Source organism: Irregularibacter muris (assembly GCF_024622505.1).
GTDB classification, from domain to species: Bacteria; Bacillota; Clostridia; order Eubacteriales; family Garciellaceae; genus Irregularibacter; species Irregularibacter muris.
The window spans coordinates 17,697-33,754 of the sequence record NZ_JANKAS010000007.1 but is presented as its reverse complement, the minus strand read 5'-3'; the positions used below and the strand labels follow the sequence as shown (position 1 = coordinate 33,754).

At 33.1% G+C, this 16,058-nt stretch carries 17 protein-coding genes; 1 reads left to right on the top strand and 16 read right to left on the bottom strand.

What is annotated here, in order from left to right:
- The first annotated feature begins 132 nt into the window (after nucleotides 1–132).
- Nucleotides 133–2,067 (top strand): PTS fructose transporter subunit IIABC, encoded by a 1,935-nt coding sequence (locus NSA47_RS08950; RefSeq protein ID WP_257531111.1) that lies wholly within the window; start codon nucleotides 133–135, stop codon nucleotides 2,065–2,067.
- Nucleotides 2,068–2,349: 282 nt separating this feature from the next.
- On the opposite strand, the gene NSA47_RS08945 is transcribed toward NSA47_RS08950, so the two are convergent.
- The 16 genes from NSA47_RS08945 to NSA47_RS08870 all read right to left on the bottom strand — a co-directional run bounded on the left by NSA47_RS08945 (nucleotide 2,350) and on the right by NSA47_RS08870 (nucleotide 15,907).
- Nucleotides 2,350–2,778 carry a hypothetical protein gene (locus NSA47_RS08945; RefSeq protein WP_257531109.1) on the bottom strand — a complete coding sequence of 143 codons (429 nt, stop codon included), beginning with the start codon at nucleotides 2,776–2,778 and terminating at the stop codon, nucleotides 2,350–2,352.
- Nucleotides 2,779–2,876: 98 nt separating this feature from the next.
- Entirely contained in the window at nucleotides 2,877–3,518 is a 642-nt protein-coding gene (gene rpe, locus NSA47_RS08940; RefSeq protein WP_257531107.1) for a ribulose-phosphate 3-epimerase, read from the bottom strand.
- Between the two features lie 4 nt (nucleotides 3,519–3,522).
- Nucleotides 3,523–4,863: a PTS galactitol transporter subunit IIC gene (locus tag NSA47_RS08935; protein ID WP_257531105.1), complete on the bottom strand. Its 1,341-nt coding sequence runs from the start codon at nucleotides 4,861–4,863 to the stop codon at nucleotides 3,523–3,525.
- 12 nt (nucleotides 4,864–4,875) lie between these two features.
- Complete coding sequence (locus NSA47_RS08930; RefSeq protein WP_257531103.1) at nucleotides 4,876–5,160, bottom strand: PTS sugar transporter subunit IIB; 285 nt, start codon at nucleotides 5,158–5,160, stop codon at nucleotides 4,876–4,878.
- Nucleotides 5,157–5,627 (bottom strand): PTS sugar transporter subunit IIA, encoded by a 471-nt coding sequence (locus NSA47_RS08925; RefSeq protein WP_257531100.1) that lies wholly within the window; start codon nucleotides 5,625–5,627, stop codon nucleotides 5,157–5,159. The genes NSA47_RS08930 and NSA47_RS08925 overlap by 4 nt, the downstream gene beginning before the upstream one ends.
- Nucleotides 5,628–5,676: 49 nt before the next feature.
- A complete protein-coding gene (locus NSA47_RS08920) occupies nucleotides 5,677–7,641 on the bottom strand; it encodes a BglG family transcription antiterminator (RefSeq protein ID WP_257531098.1) in 1,965 nt (654 codons plus the stop codon).
- A gap of 226 nt (nucleotides 7,642–7,867) precedes the next feature.
- Nucleotides 7,868–8,380 carry a YjbQ family protein gene (locus NSA47_RS08915; RefSeq protein WP_257531096.1) on the bottom strand — a complete coding sequence of 171 codons (513 nt, stop codon included), beginning with the start codon at nucleotides 8,378–8,380 and terminating at the stop codon, nucleotides 7,868–7,870.
- A gap of 3 nt (nucleotides 8,381–8,383) precedes the next feature.
- The gene (locus NSA47_RS08910) at nucleotides 8,384–9,079 is read right to left on the bottom strand and encodes a triose-phosphate isomerase (RefSeq protein ID WP_257531094.1); all 696 of its coding nucleotides are present in this window, start codon (nucleotides 9,077–9,079) and stop codon (nucleotides 8,384–8,386) included.
- 42 nt (nucleotides 9,080–9,121) lie between these two features.
- Nucleotides 9,122–9,952 carry a class II fructose-bisphosphate aldolase gene (locus tag NSA47_RS08905; RefSeq protein WP_257531092.1) on the bottom strand — a complete coding sequence of 277 codons (831 nt, stop codon included), beginning with the start codon at nucleotides 9,950–9,952 and terminating at the stop codon, nucleotides 9,122–9,124.
- Between the two features lie 263 nt (nucleotides 9,953–10,215).
- The gene (locus tag NSA47_RS08900; protein WP_257531090.1) at nucleotides 10,216–10,947 is read right to left on the bottom strand and encodes a phosphatase; all 732 of its coding nucleotides are present in this window, start codon (nucleotides 10,945–10,947) and stop codon (nucleotides 10,216–10,218) included.
- A 109-nt stretch (nucleotides 10,948–11,056) separates the two neighbouring features.
- Nucleotides 11,057–12,166, bottom strand: a complete 1,110-nt coding sequence (locus tag NSA47_RS08895) for a mannitol dehydrogenase family protein (protein WP_257531088.1) — start codon at nucleotides 12,164–12,166, stop codon at nucleotides 11,057–11,059.
- A 90-nt stretch (nucleotides 12,167–12,256) separates the two neighbouring features.
- On the bottom strand, nucleotides 12,257–13,339 hold the full coding sequence (locus tag NSA47_RS08890; RefSeq protein WP_257531087.1) for a PTS fructose transporter subunit IIC: 1,083 nt from the start codon (nucleotides 13,337–13,339) through the stop codon (nucleotides 12,257–12,259).
- Nucleotides 13,340–13,353: 14 nt separating this feature from the next.
- Nucleotides 13,354–13,674 (bottom strand): PTS fructose transporter subunit IIB, encoded by a 321-nt coding sequence (locus tag NSA47_RS08885; RefSeq protein WP_257531084.1) that lies wholly within the window; start codon nucleotides 13,672–13,674, stop codon nucleotides 13,354–13,356.
- Nucleotides 13,671–14,135: a PTS sugar transporter subunit IIA gene (locus tag NSA47_RS08880; protein WP_257531082.1), complete on the bottom strand. Its 465-nt coding sequence runs from the start codon at nucleotides 14,133–14,135 to the stop codon at nucleotides 13,671–13,673. Before NSA47_RS08880 ends, NSA47_RS08885 begins: the two co-directional genes overlap by 4 nt.
- A gap of 160 nt (nucleotides 14,136–14,295) precedes the next feature.
- Nucleotides 14,296–14,910, bottom strand: coding sequence for a bifunctional 4-hydroxy-2-oxoglutarate aldolase/2-dehydro-3-deoxy-phosphogluconate aldolase (locus NSA47_RS08875; protein WP_257531080.1), 615 nt, complete (start codon nucleotides 14,908–14,910; stop codon nucleotides 14,296–14,298).
- A gap of 79 nt (nucleotides 14,911–14,989) precedes the next feature.
- Complete coding sequence (locus tag NSA47_RS08870) at nucleotides 14,990–15,907, bottom strand: sugar phosphate isomerase/epimerase family protein (protein ID WP_257531078.1); 918 nt, start codon at nucleotides 15,905–15,907, stop codon at nucleotides 14,990–14,992.
- Nucleotides 15,908–16,058 lie beyond the last annotated feature (151 nt).

Genomic DNA, 16,058 nt, shown 5'->3' with positions numbered 1-16,058 from the left:
ACCAATTTATTATATCAATAAAATATCCCTTTTACAAACAGAACATTATAAATTTAACATTACAAATTTGTATTTACATTTTATTTATTCTATGTTATTCTTTACATATAAAATTAATAGTGAGGTGATTACATGTTAAAAGATGGTATTTTCTCAAAGAGCTTAATCACTACTTCATTGAAAACGACTACAAAGAAGGATATCATAAGAGAACTCTCAGAATTTTTAGTTGCTGAGGGTAGAATCACAAACAAAGAAGAATTTATCCAAGATGTTTTTAAGAGAGAAGCCCAAATACCCACAGCATTAGAAGAGGGAATTGCTATCCCCCATGCTAAATCTAAGACAGTAAAGCAAGCTTCTATAGTTGTTGGCATTAGTAAAAAAGGAGTGGACTTTGGGGCCACGGATCACAAACTTTCTAAGATTTTTTTCCTTATTGCCACGCCTGAAAATACAAACGATTTACATATTAAGGCATTATCAGATATTGCTTCAAAGGTATTAGATAAATCTTTTAGAGAAAAGCTATTGAATGCCCAGAGTAATGAAGAGATTTTCCAACTGTTAATGCAAAGTAATGAACCCACAAAGGATTCCATGCTGAACAGTAGTGGCAGATTTTTCATTGGAATTACGGGATGTCCTGTGGGTGTAGCCCACACCTATCTTGCAGCTAAGTCGTTGCAAAATGCTGCAAATGAATTAGGCGTGGACATTAAGGTTGAAACCAATGGTTCAATAGGGGTTGAAAATGCTCCTACTCAAGAGGAAATTGATAAGGCAGAAGCCATTATTATTGCATGTGATAAAGAGGTAGATTTAGAGCGTTTCCATGGTAAGAAAGTAATCTTTACCGGAACTAAAGAGGCTATTGACAAGCCAAAAGAGCTTATTCAAAAAGTGATGAATGCACATATACCCATTTACTTACCAAAAACTAAAAATCTGTCCAACACAACTGAAAAAAATGCCCCAAAACAATCTGTTGGTTTATATAAATATTTAATGAATGGCGTATCTTTTATGATCCCCTTTGTGGTAACAGGTGGTTTACTCATTGCTCTTTCCCTTACTTTAGGTGGTGAACCTACACCTGGTGGTTTACAGATTCCTGCAGGTAGTTTTTGGGATAAAATAAGCCAAATTGGTGTAACTGCATTTACCTTAATGATCCCTATTCTAGCTGGTTATATTGCATATGCTATTGGGGATAGGGCTGCCCTAGCACCTGGAATGGTCGGTGGTTGGATTGCAAATAATGGTTCTTTTTATGGTGCTGAAGCTGGAACTGGTTTTATCGGTGCCATAGTAGCAGGATTAATCGTTGGATATCTAGTCAAATGGATGAAATCTCTTAACTATCCAAAAGCTGTACAAGCATTGGTTCCTATTATGATTATCCCTATTATCGGCTCAGTCGCAATTGGAATTATATTTATATATGGAATTGGTGCTCCTATCTCTTCATTAATGGATTCATTAAATGCAATGTTACAATCTTTATCTTCTGGAAGTTTTATTTTAATTGGTCTTGTGATGGGACTTATGCAAGGTTTTGATATGGGAGGTCCCTTTGGAAAGGTTGTATTTATGTTTAGCGTTGGCTTAATTGGTACAGGACAAACTCAATTTATGGGAGCACAAGCTGTTGCTATTCCTGTAGCACCATTGGGTATGGCTATCGCAACTTTTGTTGGAAAAAAATATTTTGATAAAGAGGAAATTGCAAATGGCAAAGCGGCTTTGGCAATGGGCCTAGTAGGAATATCAGAAGGAGCTATTCCCTTCGCTGCCAGTGATCCATTAGCTGTTATTCCTGCAAATATGATTGGTAGTGCCGTAGCTTGTATATTAGGATTTTTATGGGGCATTACAGATAGTGTAGCCCATGGCGGTCCAATTGTTGCCCTATTGGGAGCGATGAATAAGCCTATAATGGCATTGTTCGCTATGCTCATTGGTTCATGTGTAACTGCAGCTATTGTAATATTTTTTAAAAAATCCATAACTAGAAAACCCAAGATAAGTTCAATGGATAAAAACAGTGAAGTGAAATATGCATAGGCCAATACATAAATAGCACAAAAGATGCTCCTAAAAAAGACAAATTTTACCTTATGATACTCTTTTAGGTAAAAGTTATCTTTTGCATGCGGATGCGGATATATTATATTCATCTGCTATAGAATATTGTTCAAAAATATCATTAAAAGCAGCCTAAGGTTTATTCCCTTAGGCTGCTGGGTTATATTTTATTTAAGGTTAGTCATTTTTATTTAGTCTTTTGATTTTACATCAATTATTTCCTGACCTGCAATCATTGCTTTTTTATGAAATTAAAAAATCTTATTCTGGAATCTTAATCTCAATTCCAAAATCTGTCTTCTGCTCCGTTCCTGATTTATCTATTATCTCAAATTTTAAGTATTTGCTGTCTTTAAAGTCATTTCTGTCCATCGTCAGCAAGACATTTTCTACATCTAATTCTTCATTATAACTATGAATTACATCGGGTCCTATGCTCTTCATCCCTGTGCTTACCATAATTTCATAAGAACTATTATTAAACCATTCGTGATCGTCAATTGCTATAAATGCTAAAGCATTATAAGGGGTAAATATTATGGAGTCAAAATAGATACTTTTTTCATCGATATGTATTTTTTTATCCATATCTATCTGTTTATAGAATTCACTCTTTTCCTGCTGGTCCAATGTCATCTTTGGAGTCTGTTCTGTAGTATAATCTTTTATAATTTCAAAGCTTAAATACATTCTATCAGGAGGTCTCTTGTTTAACTCACTATGCAACATTTTCTTCTCTTGATAAAGAAACAGGATATCGAGATTAGTCGATATCCTGTTCAAAGAATTTATACTTTTTTTAATACTTCAATAGCGGTTTTTATATCCTTTCCAAAAACATACGAGCCAGCTACTAAAATATCTGCTCCTGCTTCTTTGCATAACTTCCCAGTTTCAGGTCCAATTCCTCCATCTACTTCAATTTTAAAGGTTAGGTTGTGTTCTTGTCGCCATTTAGCTATTTGGGAAATCTTTCTTAGAGAAAGAAGTTGAAAATTTTGCCCTCCAAAACCTTCATCACACGTCAGTAAAAGAACAATATCAACTAAATCTAAACAATATTTTATCATCTCAACTGGTGTTTCTAATTTTAAAGCGACTCCCACCTTAGCCCCATATTTTTTTATCTTCAATAAACTTTTTCGTAAAAATACAGTGCTTTCTGGATGAATAGTAATAATATCTGCCTTTGTTGCTAAATAATGCTCTATTAATCTTTCTGGTTGATTAATCATAAGATGAACATCCAAGGGTAAGGTGGTAATCTGCCGAATAGCAGTTACAGTGGATGGTCCCCAGGTAGAATTAGCAACAAATACCCCATCCATGATATCAATATGGATAAAGTCCGCCCCATTTTTTTCTAAAAGCTTAATATCTCTTTCTAAGTTTAAAAAGTCAGCACTCAAAATAGAAGGGGATACAATCACTAGCTTAATTCACTTTCTCTTTATAAATTTTTTCTTTTTCAGAGGATACTTTTTTAACATAAAGACCAAGAGGAATTGTACCAATGATTAAAATACCAATCCCAATGGCTCCCATACCACCCAGCTTGGCAATAATAAAATCAAATACATTACCATTCCAAAGGGCTGTTGTTTGACTTTGAATACTAACTGCACCGCTCTTAGCAGCAAGTTCACTGAAATATGGGGCAAACCAGCTTGCAATATAAAGAATACCAACCATATTAATAATACCACTTAAAATTGTCTTTAAAATATTCCCCTTATGAATGATGGTAGCCATACAGGTAAAGAAAGCAGCAAATGCTAAATCCCCTAAGGGCAATACTTTGTTACCGGGCAAGATTACAGCTAAAATTAAAGTAATAGGAATCAACATCGTTCCCACAATTTGAGTTGTTGGTAGTCCCAAAGTTAATGCAGAGTCTAAACCAATGTAAACTTCCTTTCCTTGAAAATGTTTATTAAAGAAGCTCTTTGCTGAATTTGAGATAGGAAGTAATCCTTCTACAATGATTTTTACCATCCGTGGGAACAAGATCATAATGGCAACTACTCCCATGACTAAGTTTGTGCCCTCAGCAAAGTTATAACCTGCTAACAAGGCTAATATTGCTCCTAAAGCCGCTCCAATGATGGTAGGGTCTCCAAACATTCCAATGCGTCCCTGTAGATAAGACAAGTCTAATTTTGAATCTCGTAAAAGGGGAATACGATCGTAAATTTTATCCAAAATAGTGAAAAGTGGAACAGTACTTGAGGCATATCCTTGGGGAATAGAAATCCCCTCAACACCAACTGCTTCTTGTACTTGCTTTGCAGAATAATCCGCTGATAAAAGGGACCAGGTGGCTTGAATTAAACTAGCAGCAATACCTAAGGGAATACTGCCAGTCATTAGATGAACTACAGCACCTGTAAAAGCATAATGGGAATAGTTGAAAATATCAATGTTCATCGTTTTAGTAAAACCAACTAATAACAAAATGACATTTAGTATGAACACTGCCGGAATGATAAGTGCACCAATAACCGTAGAGAAAGCTACTCCCGCAGCAGCTCCTGAACCGATATCTAATACTGTTAAATTAAAGGAAAAACGTTCTACAATTTGATTAACTGCTGGTTCCAAAGTATTAGAAATTAGAGAAATTGCTAAGTTTAATCCAATAAATCCAATTCCTACAGTAATGCCACTTCTAACGGCTCTCAATATTCCTTGGCCTAGAATGATACCAATTAAAATTAATACAAGGGGTACAAAAACAGTGGATCCTAAAGATAAAAAATAATCAATAATGACCATAATGATTCCTCCTTATTTTAAAAGTATCTGAATGATTTTTTCTTTTGTTTCTTCTTCATTAATCCCAACTAAAAAAGGTGTTCCGACTACAATTGGCGTCTTGTATTTTTTTTCATCAAGCTTCATTGAGGTAACAAATAAATCTGCCTTTCCATCATAGGAATTTAATTCATAAATCTGTGACTGACTAATGGAATAATTAATTCCTGTACCCTCCAAGGTCTCATTGATCTTTTCTACAATCATAGTGGAAGTAGCTAATCCAGCTCCGCAAGCAACTATAATCTGCTTTTTCATAGGCTATTATCCTCCTTTTCATTAAAATATTGTTGCATTAAAGAGACTAATTCCCTTTGGGAATTTACTTCTTGAATATCTTGAATAATTTCATTATCTTGTAGTAACTGACCAATTCTTTGTAAAACCTCTAAATGTTTTTGACTATCCTTTAAGATTAAACCAAAAACTAAATTCACTTCTAGCGGTTTCAGATCCTCAATATTTTTAAATGTTACAGACTGTTCAGGTTTTATTACTACAAGTTTTTCTGTTTTTGAAAAAATTGCTTCTGTATGAACTATAGCTATATTCATGCCTTTGAGTTTTAATCCCGTGGGAAATTCCTCTTCTCGTTTTTTAACGGCTTCTCTAAAACCTTTAGTCACATAATTTTTCTTTTCCAATTTATCTGCCATAAAATCCAGGATTTGGTTTTGGTTAACTAAAGGTTCATTATAGAAAACTAAGTCTTTTTCTATATACATGCTGCTTCCTCCAATATTGTTAAATGTTTTATGATAATGGATATTTATTTTACTTTGAAAAAAACGCTATCAAATCTTCAGGTTGCTTTATGGACTGCACAAAATTGCTTTTTTCTAGACTCTCCGACTTTAAAATAACTTTATAGATATGGCTTAAGAGTTTGCGAATATTTACAATGTCTTCTTCAGCTACTGCTAATAATATGATTAAGGAGACATAAGATTCATTATCCCATTTGATAGGTTTTTGAGGAATCATCATAGCAATCTTAGTTTCATTAACCGTTGACTGTAAAGCATGGGGGACAGCAACCCAGCTACGGACTAATGTATCTCCTATTCTCTCTCTTTCATACACCGAAGCCCTGAAAGATTCTTTCACAATTCCATCCCTTTCAAATAAATCAATCATTTTTTCTAAACACTTTTCCTTTGTTGACAACTTTTCATTTAAAAATACATATCGGCTATTTAAATAAGATGAAATCATATTTAGATTTAGTTTATTATCCTCCTTTTTTCTTAAGGTAGAGGAGTGTTTTAAATAACAAGAATAAATATTTATTAAATCTGTATCATTTACGAATGAAGATACATAAACAACCGGTCTTTCTATATCTTTCAAATGAACTGAAGAAATAATAAAATCAACTTTAGTTAAATCTTCATTCTTTAAATAGGGCTTTGCAATTAACTTAAACTGTATATTAGCAGGTAATAGTTTTTTAATACGATTAATAATTAAATCTGATGTTACAAGCCCTGTTTGGCATACAACTAGAATCTGAGACATCTGTTCTTTGCGTTCTATAGCGGCTTGAAAGTGGATTGTAATGAAAGCAATATCATCGTCTGTTAGGGTTACCCCGTATTTTTTCTCAAACTTCTCCATAACATACCAAATGATTTTGAAAAGAATGCCATAATCATTTTTTATCTCCTCTAATAAGGGATTAGTGACAATAATATCTGATTTTAATCGATAAATTAAAGGGAACATATGATATATAAGCGCATCCCAAAGTTTTTTATCGGCAGTCAAATCAATGGCCATTGCTTCAGTGACGTCAGCAATAATCTGCTTAATATCAGGAGCAAGAAGATTCTCAATATATTTATTGTTTACTTTCATCTCTACTCGATGAGCAAATAATTGATTGCTTACATATTTATATTCTAATTCTGTAAATGTAAAAGACAGATCGGTAGAAATATTATTACAGATTTGAACTGCTAAGGGATAATTGGTTAAGTACTCTGTCTCTTTCATATTTACATTAAGCAAATGATTTAAATGATTTCCTTGGTAAGAACGTTCTGTAAGGATTAATAGAGATATAAAAAGTGACTTCATATATTGCTCAGAAATACCACGATCCACTGCTAAAATTAATTCGTGCATGGAGTGTTGCACACTATCTATAACCCCTTTGCTAAATAAAGGCTCTAAAATTTTTCCATAGGAAGCCAAAGAGTAGTTATGCATGGATTGTTCTATTAAATAATAAAGGAAACGTTTGAGTGATTTTTGAATTCCTATTTCCGTTCCTACAACTCGTGTTCCCTTGACGTCTGATATTAGTTTTATATCTTCATCCATAAAGTTCTTAATCTGCTCCATATCCTTAATAATAGAAGTACTACTAACATACAAATCAAAAGACAAAGACTGGTAAGTGATCGTTTTATTTTCTATTAAAAGCCATTTTATGATAAATATTTGGCGTTCTAAAGCAGAATATTTTATAGAATCTTCTAGATTGGTTTGCTTAATGATATGCTGAATAAAGCTTTCTGAAGATGTAATATCTCCCAAAAGCTTGATACCATGATTTCGTTTTCTATCTACTTTAATATTAAGAGTATCAAGCAAACCTTTTAAATTGGATAAATCATTAAAAATCGTCCGTTCTGACACGTTTAAATAATTGGCATAATATTTAGTCGGTAAATATTCTTTTTGCCTAGCAAGAATTTCAATGAGCTTGGCTTGACGACTTGTAATATCCAACAATCATAACTCCTCCCCTTTAAATCGAGTAGCATTTGCATAATTTTCCAATACTTTATTATAAATTATGCTAATAAATATATTGAGCCCTACGAAAATCACCTATTCTGTTTCATTGTATAAAAATATATAATAATAATTTATGTTAAATTTATAGTTTTTTTATTAGAGTGTAATCTTTCTAATAGATACTTAGTCGGTCTTAAATGAGGAGTAGTATAACCCTGCATTATTCTCCAATAATTTTGATATGACAAGTACGTTCTCGTTTACGAAGTTGATCCCAATCAATAAAATAGATATAACCTACTAAACCAATTTTTAATTCTCCTTCTTCAATTACAAAAGTTTCACTGGTTCCAAGAAGCGTGCTTCTCAAATGGGCATCTGTATTTAACATGGTGTAAGCATCAGGGCTAATTTCCCCTTTAAAATCTTCTAAACCTACCTTAATATGTTTTGGTCCTGGATGATAATACTGCCCCTCTGTCTTACATTGAGGAATTAATCCTTCAAGTAGGTTATTTAAATCTACCTGTAAATAATCATAACCATAATAGTTGGTATCATAGGATAGTTCTTCAAAAATAACCGAACAAGTTGTATGGGGTGAGGCAACAACACAAATCCCCTCTTTGATTCCACTTTTATGCACATGCTCTTTTACTTGTTCTGTAACTTCATGATAAGTAACCCGATTACCATGGGATGTAAGGGTAAGTTTTCCAGAATAAACAGTCATAAATTACTTCCTTTCCTTTTGGTAAGCTGCTACAGCTAAAACCATCTTTTTCATCATTTCCTTAGGTTGATGAGCTTTAATAATTCCACTAGTCAACCCAACACCATCTGCTCCTAATCCCAGTAATTCTTCTACATCTTTTTCAGTGCGAATGCCAGCCCCTTGTTCCACTAAAACCTTAGGGTTTATTTTTTTGATTTCTTTAATCGTCGAGGTCACATAATCTCGATTACTGATTTGAGTCTTTCCAATAAGGTCTGTTGGCTCTGCTAAGAGAATATCGGGTTCTAAAATTGCTATCCCTTGGCCTTCTTGAACTGAGTCAGCACAGACAATGGTTTGTAGTCCTACTTCTTTTGCCCTCTCAATAGTTTTTCTAAGAATTGCTAAAGATAGGGGATTATCACTATGATTTAGGACAACCGCCTGAACACCCACTTGTCTTAAAGATTCTGGCAAAACCCGCCCCATTGAGTCTCCAGGTTCAACAGCATCCATATGTTGAGCAGTGATAATTAGGTTGGGGCATTCCTTTACCACAAGAGCTAATTCTGTTAAGGGAGCCGTAAATAATATATCAATCTTATATTCCTTAGCTAGTTGATTAGCATACCGAGCTAGATCCATTAGAGATTCTCCATACAAGAAATTTTTAGGATTTATCACAAAAAAGGGTGCTTCAATTTTTTTATCCGCCAATATTCCTCTCCTCCTTTCCTGTTAATAAACACTCTTAAAGCATTAAATACTTTGAGTATTAAATACATTGTAGTAATGATTAAGACACGATTTCATTCCTGAGCGTAATTGTTCTTGAACTTTAAAATAATCCTGTCCTTTAACCTTCAAATCTTTTACGGCAGAATTCATTAAATCTGTAAAAATATTGATTTTTACAATTCCATTTAAAGCACATCGGTTTAGGTTTTTATCTCCCGATGAAGACCCCCCGTGTAATACTAGAGGAACTGGAACGGCATCCCGAATTTCCCTTAGCCTTTCCAAGTTAATCTTTGGGGTTCCAACATAATTTCCATGGGCCGTGCCAATAGAAATTGCCAGCGAGTCTACTTTTGTTTCCTTATAAAAGATTTTTGCCTCTTCTAGAGAAGTGTAAACTGAATCACTATGTTCATGATTTTCGTAATTATCTCCTGATCCTACATGACCTATCTCCGCCTCCACAACCACACCTTTTGCATGAGCATAATCAATAATATCTTTTGTCTTTCTTATATTCTCTGCCAAAAAATCCTGGGAAGCATCTATCATTACGGAAGAGAACCCTAGATCAATTGCTCTTTTGATGAAATCTATATTTTGACCATGATCTAGGTGAAGCACTATAGGCACACTAGATTTTTGTGCATAATATCTTCCAAATAAAGAAGCTTCTTCTAAAGACATCACTTCCTCATGGGCTTGAGCAAAGGCTATAATAAGAGGTAACTGTCGGCTTTCAGCTACGGATATATAGGCCCGTAATGTGTTTTGATCAACAAAGTTGGTAGCAGGAATAGCAAACTTTTTTCTTAAAGCAATAATAAATAATTCCTTAGAGGATACCAGCATAGTTATTGTTCACCTCCTTTACTCTTATAAGATTATTTTAAATACAGCGTATCATGTAAACGCTTACTCTTCATTTCTTTTTCCTTCCATAGTAATGTTGAAAAAAAAATTGTTTCGTCATTATAATCAAAAATAAACTTCTCCACAAGGTAAGGAGAAGTTTATTTTTTGCTCTGTTTCAACGAACTGAGCAGTAGTAATGAAAGTAAAGAAACTCTACTCAATATTATTCATACACTTTTCTAACGCATTTTTAACAAGATTTACATTTGTCGGGCAATTGTAGACCTTTTACCACCTAGATAATTTTCAAAACCATCTATACATGTATTAATAATCAAATCCTCCTGCATTTCAATATCTTTTACCAGCTTTATTGCTTCATCAAATTTGCCTACATCGAAGGAAATATGACTATCACTATTTATGATGATTGGAACTCTATGTTTTTTACATAACATGGCTATTTCATAACAATTTTTTTCACTGCCTTTTCTACTATTTATAAAAGAACTATTGTTTATTTCCACTAAGGTATTTGTTTTTTTCGCACCCATTACAAATTTTTTCTTATCAATGGGGAAAATTGGATTGCCAGGATGAGATATAATGTCTACATGTTCATTTTCCATAGTATTTAAAAGAGCTCTGGTATTCCCCTCCATATTCCAAGGTTCAGTACATGCCTCATGTAATCCTGCAATTACTATATCTAAGGTTTCCAGAATACTTTCAGGTACATCCAAATTTCCCCCTTGATCTAATATATTGGCCTCCACACCCCTTAGAATTTTTACCCCGTATAATTCTTTGGGCATAACTTTTAAATTCCTTATATAAGATAGCGGTGGACCGCCTGGAGTTTTAGGTCCATGATCTGTAATGGCGATATGTGTTAACCCCTTTTTGCTAGCCTCTAGGGCTATCTCTTGAATCGTACTATAGGCATGACCACTGGCCATTGTATGATTATGCATATCCATCAATAATTTCATTCATCTTCTCCTCATAGAACAAATTTATAGATTACTAATTTAATGGTAATTCTACTTTTATAATCCCCTCATAAATTATTAACACGAATTTGAAAGAGTTAATCTAAGATTAGAAAATTAAACTACTTATTATTTTTGATAATGGCTCACCAATACTCAGCTGTTTATACAATTGAGTAATTTTATTAACCATCTCCATAGGTAAGTGTTGTTCTAAATGTTCAAAAATTAGCTTTTCCTCCTTCATTTTATTATCCGATTGTTTGCCACCATAATAAACTGCACATGCAATAACTATTTCCATTAAATTTGTAGAAAAATTATATTTTTTCATAAGGAGTATCGGCCTAATCATTCGTTCATTTTTTCCTAACTTACGTTGAACATCTCCTACATTTCTCTCAATTGTATCCACAATTTTTTCATTTCTAAATTTTTTTAAGGCCATAAGTGTGAATTGCTCTTGTTCATCATAGTCTACATTAAATTCACGGGAAATACTTGAATTTAATTTTTCTGCAATTGAATCGGTTATTTTTAAAATATCTTTATCATTTGCTGCATTCGCATAATTTGTATAGCCTTTATAATATCCAGGATAGGCAATAGAAGCACTTAGGCAATTATAGGTATAGATCTTACGTTGGATTAAATCCCTAAAATTATTAACTGGAGTCATTCCATGATAATGCAGTTGAGTTGACAACGGCTCTAAATCATAAGGTAGATAATTTACATTTTCCGATAGGATATCTAAACAACCTTTATTTTTTACTAATGTTGTGCAAAAAATTATTGATTCTGATAGTTCAACTTGATTCTCTAATTTAGATAATCTTAATTTGGGGGAGGTCCCATTCTCACAAGTCATAATGATCATTTTATTTACTTTTTTTCTTACACTTAATGATTTATTGATTAAGGGTATAAGTTTATCCAAATTTTGTTCCCCAATAGCAGTAAAAACCATATCTGCATCGCTTAAAACTGTTATGGCTTGTTTATCCTCTGTATGGAATGCTGTAAAACCATCTATTTCAATTGATTTCTGCGTAGAATCATAAAATGAAACTTTATATTGCTTTTCTTTATTTAATAAATCTACTAATTCTTTATTCCTATCGATAAAATCAAAGGATTGTTTAGATTGCTTTAATAGACGAGCTATAAATCCACGTCCCGTTTGTCCTGCACCAATAATCACTATTTTTTTTCCCATATGAATTCCCCCTTTAAACTTTTTCTTTTTTCTGTACAACATAATTATAAGCAGCCCACTTTAAAAATATGGACTGCTTGTATAATTAATTTAGACTATAAGTTTCTTGCTCTTGTTCGCTGTATTGTCTGCTTTATCAATTGATGGTTTTAACAATCCAAGTAATACGGCTGTAACAATAGTACCAACAACTATTGCTACAACAAACCAGATTTTGCCTTCTACAGCTGGTAAAGTAATAAAACTTCCATGTGGGACAGGAGATTTAACCTTTCCAATTGCTGCAATTACAGCTGCTACAGCCGTTCCAATCATTGTGGATGGCAAAACCCGTTTAATGTCAGCTACTGCAAATGGAATAGCCCCTTCAGTTATTCCCATAAAGCCCATTAACCCAGCTGTTTTAGCAGCAGTACGATCTGCATCTGTCCATTTATTTCTAAATAACATGGTTGACAAGAAAATCCCCATTGGTGGTACCCCTGGACAAACACGATAGATGCCGTTTGGTTCATAAATCCCTTCACTCATTAAGGCAATAGTGAACATTGTTATGGTCTTTGTAATAGGTCCACCCATATCAAAAGCATTCATACATCCAATAACAATTGCTAGTAAAATAGAATTTGTACCACTTAGATTACCTAAAAATTGAAATAATGCATTTGTAAGCGAAGTTAATGGGACTGCAATAATATATATATACAGTAATCCAATAATCCCTGTTGAAAGTATTGGCATAATTAAAATTGGCATAATGGATCTTACTGCTGAATGAACTTTCCACGACTTCATCCATTTTACAAAATATCCAGCTATAATTCCTAATAACAATGCACCTAGAAATCCAGTCTTAGCCCCTGTTTCACCAATAGTGTTATTGGCAATATACCCCAAAACTATACCGGGCGTTAAACCTGGACGACCTGCAATTGAGTAAGCTATATATCCTCCCAGCACAGGGACCATCATTGCTAATGCCGATTTTCCAATTTCACTAATGTTCAACATAAATTGATTGGTAACCACAAATCCTTCTGAAGTTGCCTCACCGGTTGCAAAGGAAATAGCTAATAAGATACCGCCCACAACAACTACTGGCATCATATATGAAACACCAGTTAGCAAAGCCCTTTGAATATTCTTTGCTTCGCTTTTAAGTTTGCTCATCATTTATCCTTCCTTTCTTAATTTTTATTTGTATTATAAAAATCTAAGGCTTTATCAATGACTAATTCAGGATTAGATACAGCATCATTTACATTTGCATAATAAATCAACTTATCTTCAAATCTTTCTTCTTCTTCAATTGAAATGCTTACTGCCAAGATGACTAAGTCAGCTTCATCTACTTCTTCTTGTGAAAGTTCATTTTCAATACCAATGCTGCCTTGGGTTTCAAAGTGATGCTCAAACCCACGTTTTTCACACTCTTTTTCAAGAGATTCTTGTGCCATATAAGTATGGGCAATTCCTGTTGGACATGCTGTTACTCCTACTATTTTCATATTGTCTCCTTTCTAATATCACCATTAATTTGGTCTAATAACTGATAGGTTTCATCTCTGTTCTTGCATTCATCTAAACTTTTTCTAAAATCTTCATTCATTAAATTTTTACTAATTTTTGATAAAAATCGAAGGTGTGGGATGTTTTTCTCATGTTCTGCTACTCCAATCATGAATATTGTATCTACCTCATGATCATCTTTTTCATTCCATTTAAATTTCCTTGCTGTTTTTAAATATACAATAAATGATTGAGTAACTGTATTTGATTTCCCATGGGGTATAGCAAAGTTGTGACCTATAGCCGTTGAAAATTCCTCCTCTCTTTTTAATACTGCTTTAATAAATTCTTCTTTGCTTTTAAGCCAACCCATTTTATACACTTCATCTGTAAGTTTTTCAATCACTTCCTTTTGAGTATTTAGGGGTTCATTAACAAATACAAGCTCTTTTTGTATCAATTTCATTCCTCCATTCCTTGAAAAACATATACCAACTGTAATCATTGCTTGAGATATCAATTATTTATTGTTTCCACTTCGTTGACTAGTGGATATTTTATAACCCTAATTTATATGGATTTAAATCCTCTTGAGATAAATAACCATAAAAACAATGAATTTAATCTTCGCTAATAATCTGAGCTTCAAATAGTTTAAGGGATTTTTTTAATCCATCAATATTTTTTGATTTTATATCTTCTTTTTTGAATATCCCTCCTGCAGTACCTACATATTCATATCCAGAGGATAAAATCTCCTTAACATTTGATGCATTTACTCCTCCTACAGCCATCAGAGGTAAAGAACCTAATGGTTCACAGACCTTTCTGGCATAATTATGAGATAATTCATTGGCAGGAAAAACTTTAATAATATCGGCACCTAATTCAATTTGATTGTAAATCTCAGTTGGAGTAAATGCAGCTGGTATTGAGATTACCTTTTGCTGCTTACAATAGTCAATCATTTCCTTATTAAAGGAAATAGGAGATAAAACAAACTTGGCTCCCGCTTGTATCGAATCAACTAAATCCTTATACGATATGACTGTACCTGCGCCAATGAATAATTCTTCCCCAAATTCTTTATTTATTTCACGAATAATTTCTAATGAATTTTCAGTATTCATTGTAATTTCAATATTTCTAATCGAACTGTTGATTAATGTTTGCGCAACTGTTTTCACTTGCTTATAATTATATCCCCTCAAAATTACAGTTACTTTACCGATCATAATTTACCTTCTTTCTTTAAATTTTTTTAACTCCTCCATTTACAGGAAAAAGCTTTCCTTCTCATAAATATTGTTTGCTCTATTTATTGTAGGCCCCTCTAATTGCCGATTCCACAAAACGATAGCTATACTCCTCTAAATTCCAAACATTACTTGCATCATGTTCTCTAATTTCAACAGCAACATAGATTTCCTCTTGATGAACTTTAGTTTTAATAATCTGTCTTAAAATAGAAGATGCAACATGTTCATTCATAAAACCTTTTTGGTCAAAATTTCTATGCCAATCTCCATAGGCTTCATTGTCTTTATCTAATATAGCGTCAGCAAAATGTACTCTAGAAATATAGGGGGCAATCTTATTAATTGAATAATTAAATTCTTCTTCATTTAAAGCAAAATGTGCACTATCCCAACAAATTGATAGCTGATTTGCTTTCATTATGTCCTTTGGAAAACGATTTAAAAATTCATAGACCTCATCGGTTTTCCCTAATACATTTTTTTTGTGAGCAAATACGTCTAAAGGTTCAAATACTACCTTCATTGAATAGCTTTTTTCTTGAATATACTCAAGAATTTCTAAAATGGTTTTTTGAAATTGGTCAATTTGATCATATCTTTTATTTTCATCTTCACAAGGGCCACTAGCTATGCCTATAAAATCGCATTTAGTCAAAGAAGCCAGATCAATCATTCTCTTTATTTCATTAACCGCCTTAACTCTTAAAGTTTCATCCATACTCGAAGGATTTAATTTGGCTCTAGATATTTCTCCCGTTATCCAATAAGTTGTATTCCATTGGTTCTTGGATTTTATGGATTTAAACTTGTTTATTAGATGCTCGTCCCTAATCAACCTTGTTTCAATACTTTGATATCTTAATGGTTTTGATAAATCATCATATAGTTTTTCTAAAGTTTTAGTATCATGGGTGAGCGGATCAAAAATATTTGAAACAAGTAAAGAATGCTTAAATACATTTTTATTGACCATTGTTAATCCTCCTCCATCTTTATTTCTTGTTCTATTATAAAAGCAAAAAGCATGCCATTATCAAATAATGACATGCTTTTTCATATTATTTATAATGATATTTTTTCTATCCGTGATTTTCAATCCCTGAGTAAAACCTCGTTCTACCGCC

What these genes read in the sequence shown, in the direction of transcription:
- NSA47_RS08900 (WP_257531090.1), bottom strand. Translation starts at nt 10,947, where the DNA reads ATGAAATTATTGATGGATATGCATAATCATACAATGGCCAGTGGTCAT.
- NSA47_RS08950 (WP_257531111.1), top strand. Translation starts at nt 133, where the DNA reads ATGTTAAAAGATGGTATTTTCTCAAAGAGCTTAATCACTACTTCATTG.
- NSA47_RS08885 (WP_257531084.1), bottom strand. Translation starts at nt 13,674, where the DNA reads ATGAAAATAGTAGGAGTAACAGCATGTCCAACAGGAATTGCCCATACT.
- NSA47_RS08890 (WP_257531087.1), bottom strand. Translation starts at nt 13,339, where the DNA reads ATGATGAGCAAACTTAAAAGCGAAGCAAAGAATATTCAAAGGGCTTTG.
- NSA47_RS08895 (WP_257531088.1), bottom strand. Translation starts at nt 12,166, where the DNA reads ATGGGAAAAAAAATAGTGATTATTGGTGCAGGACAAACGGGACGTGGA.
- NSA47_RS08945 (WP_257531109.1), bottom strand. Translation starts at nt 2,778, where the DNA reads ATGTATTTAAGCTTTGAAATTATAAAAGATTATACTACAGAACAGACT.
- NSA47_RS08930 (WP_257531103.1), bottom strand. Translation starts at nt 5,160, where the DNA reads ATGAAAAAGCAGATTATAGTTGCTTGCGGAGCTGGATTAGCTACTTCC.
- NSA47_RS08925 (WP_257531100.1), bottom strand. Translation starts at nt 5,627, where the DNA reads ATGTATATAGAAAAAGACTTAGTTTTCTATAATGAACCTTTAGTTAAC.
- NSA47_RS08870 (WP_257531078.1), bottom strand. Translation starts at nt 15,907, where the DNA reads ATGGTCAATAAAAATGTATTTAAGCATTCTTTACTTGTTTCAAATATT.
- NSA47_RS08935 (WP_257531105.1), bottom strand. Translation starts at nt 4,863, where the DNA reads ATGGTCATTATTGATTATTTTTTATCTTTAGGATCCACTGTTTTTGTA.
- NSA47_RS08875 (WP_257531080.1), bottom strand. Translation starts at nt 14,910, where the DNA reads ATGATCGGTAAAGTAACTGTAATTTTGAGGGGATATAATTATAAGCAA.
- NSA47_RS08915 (WP_257531096.1), bottom strand. Translation starts at nt 8,380, where the DNA reads ATGACTGTTTATTCTGGAAAACTTACCCTTACATCCCATGGTAATCGG.
- NSA47_RS08905 (WP_257531092.1), bottom strand. Translation starts at nt 9,952, where the DNA reads ATGCTGGTATCCTCTAAGGAATTATTTATTATTGCTTTAAGAAAAAAG.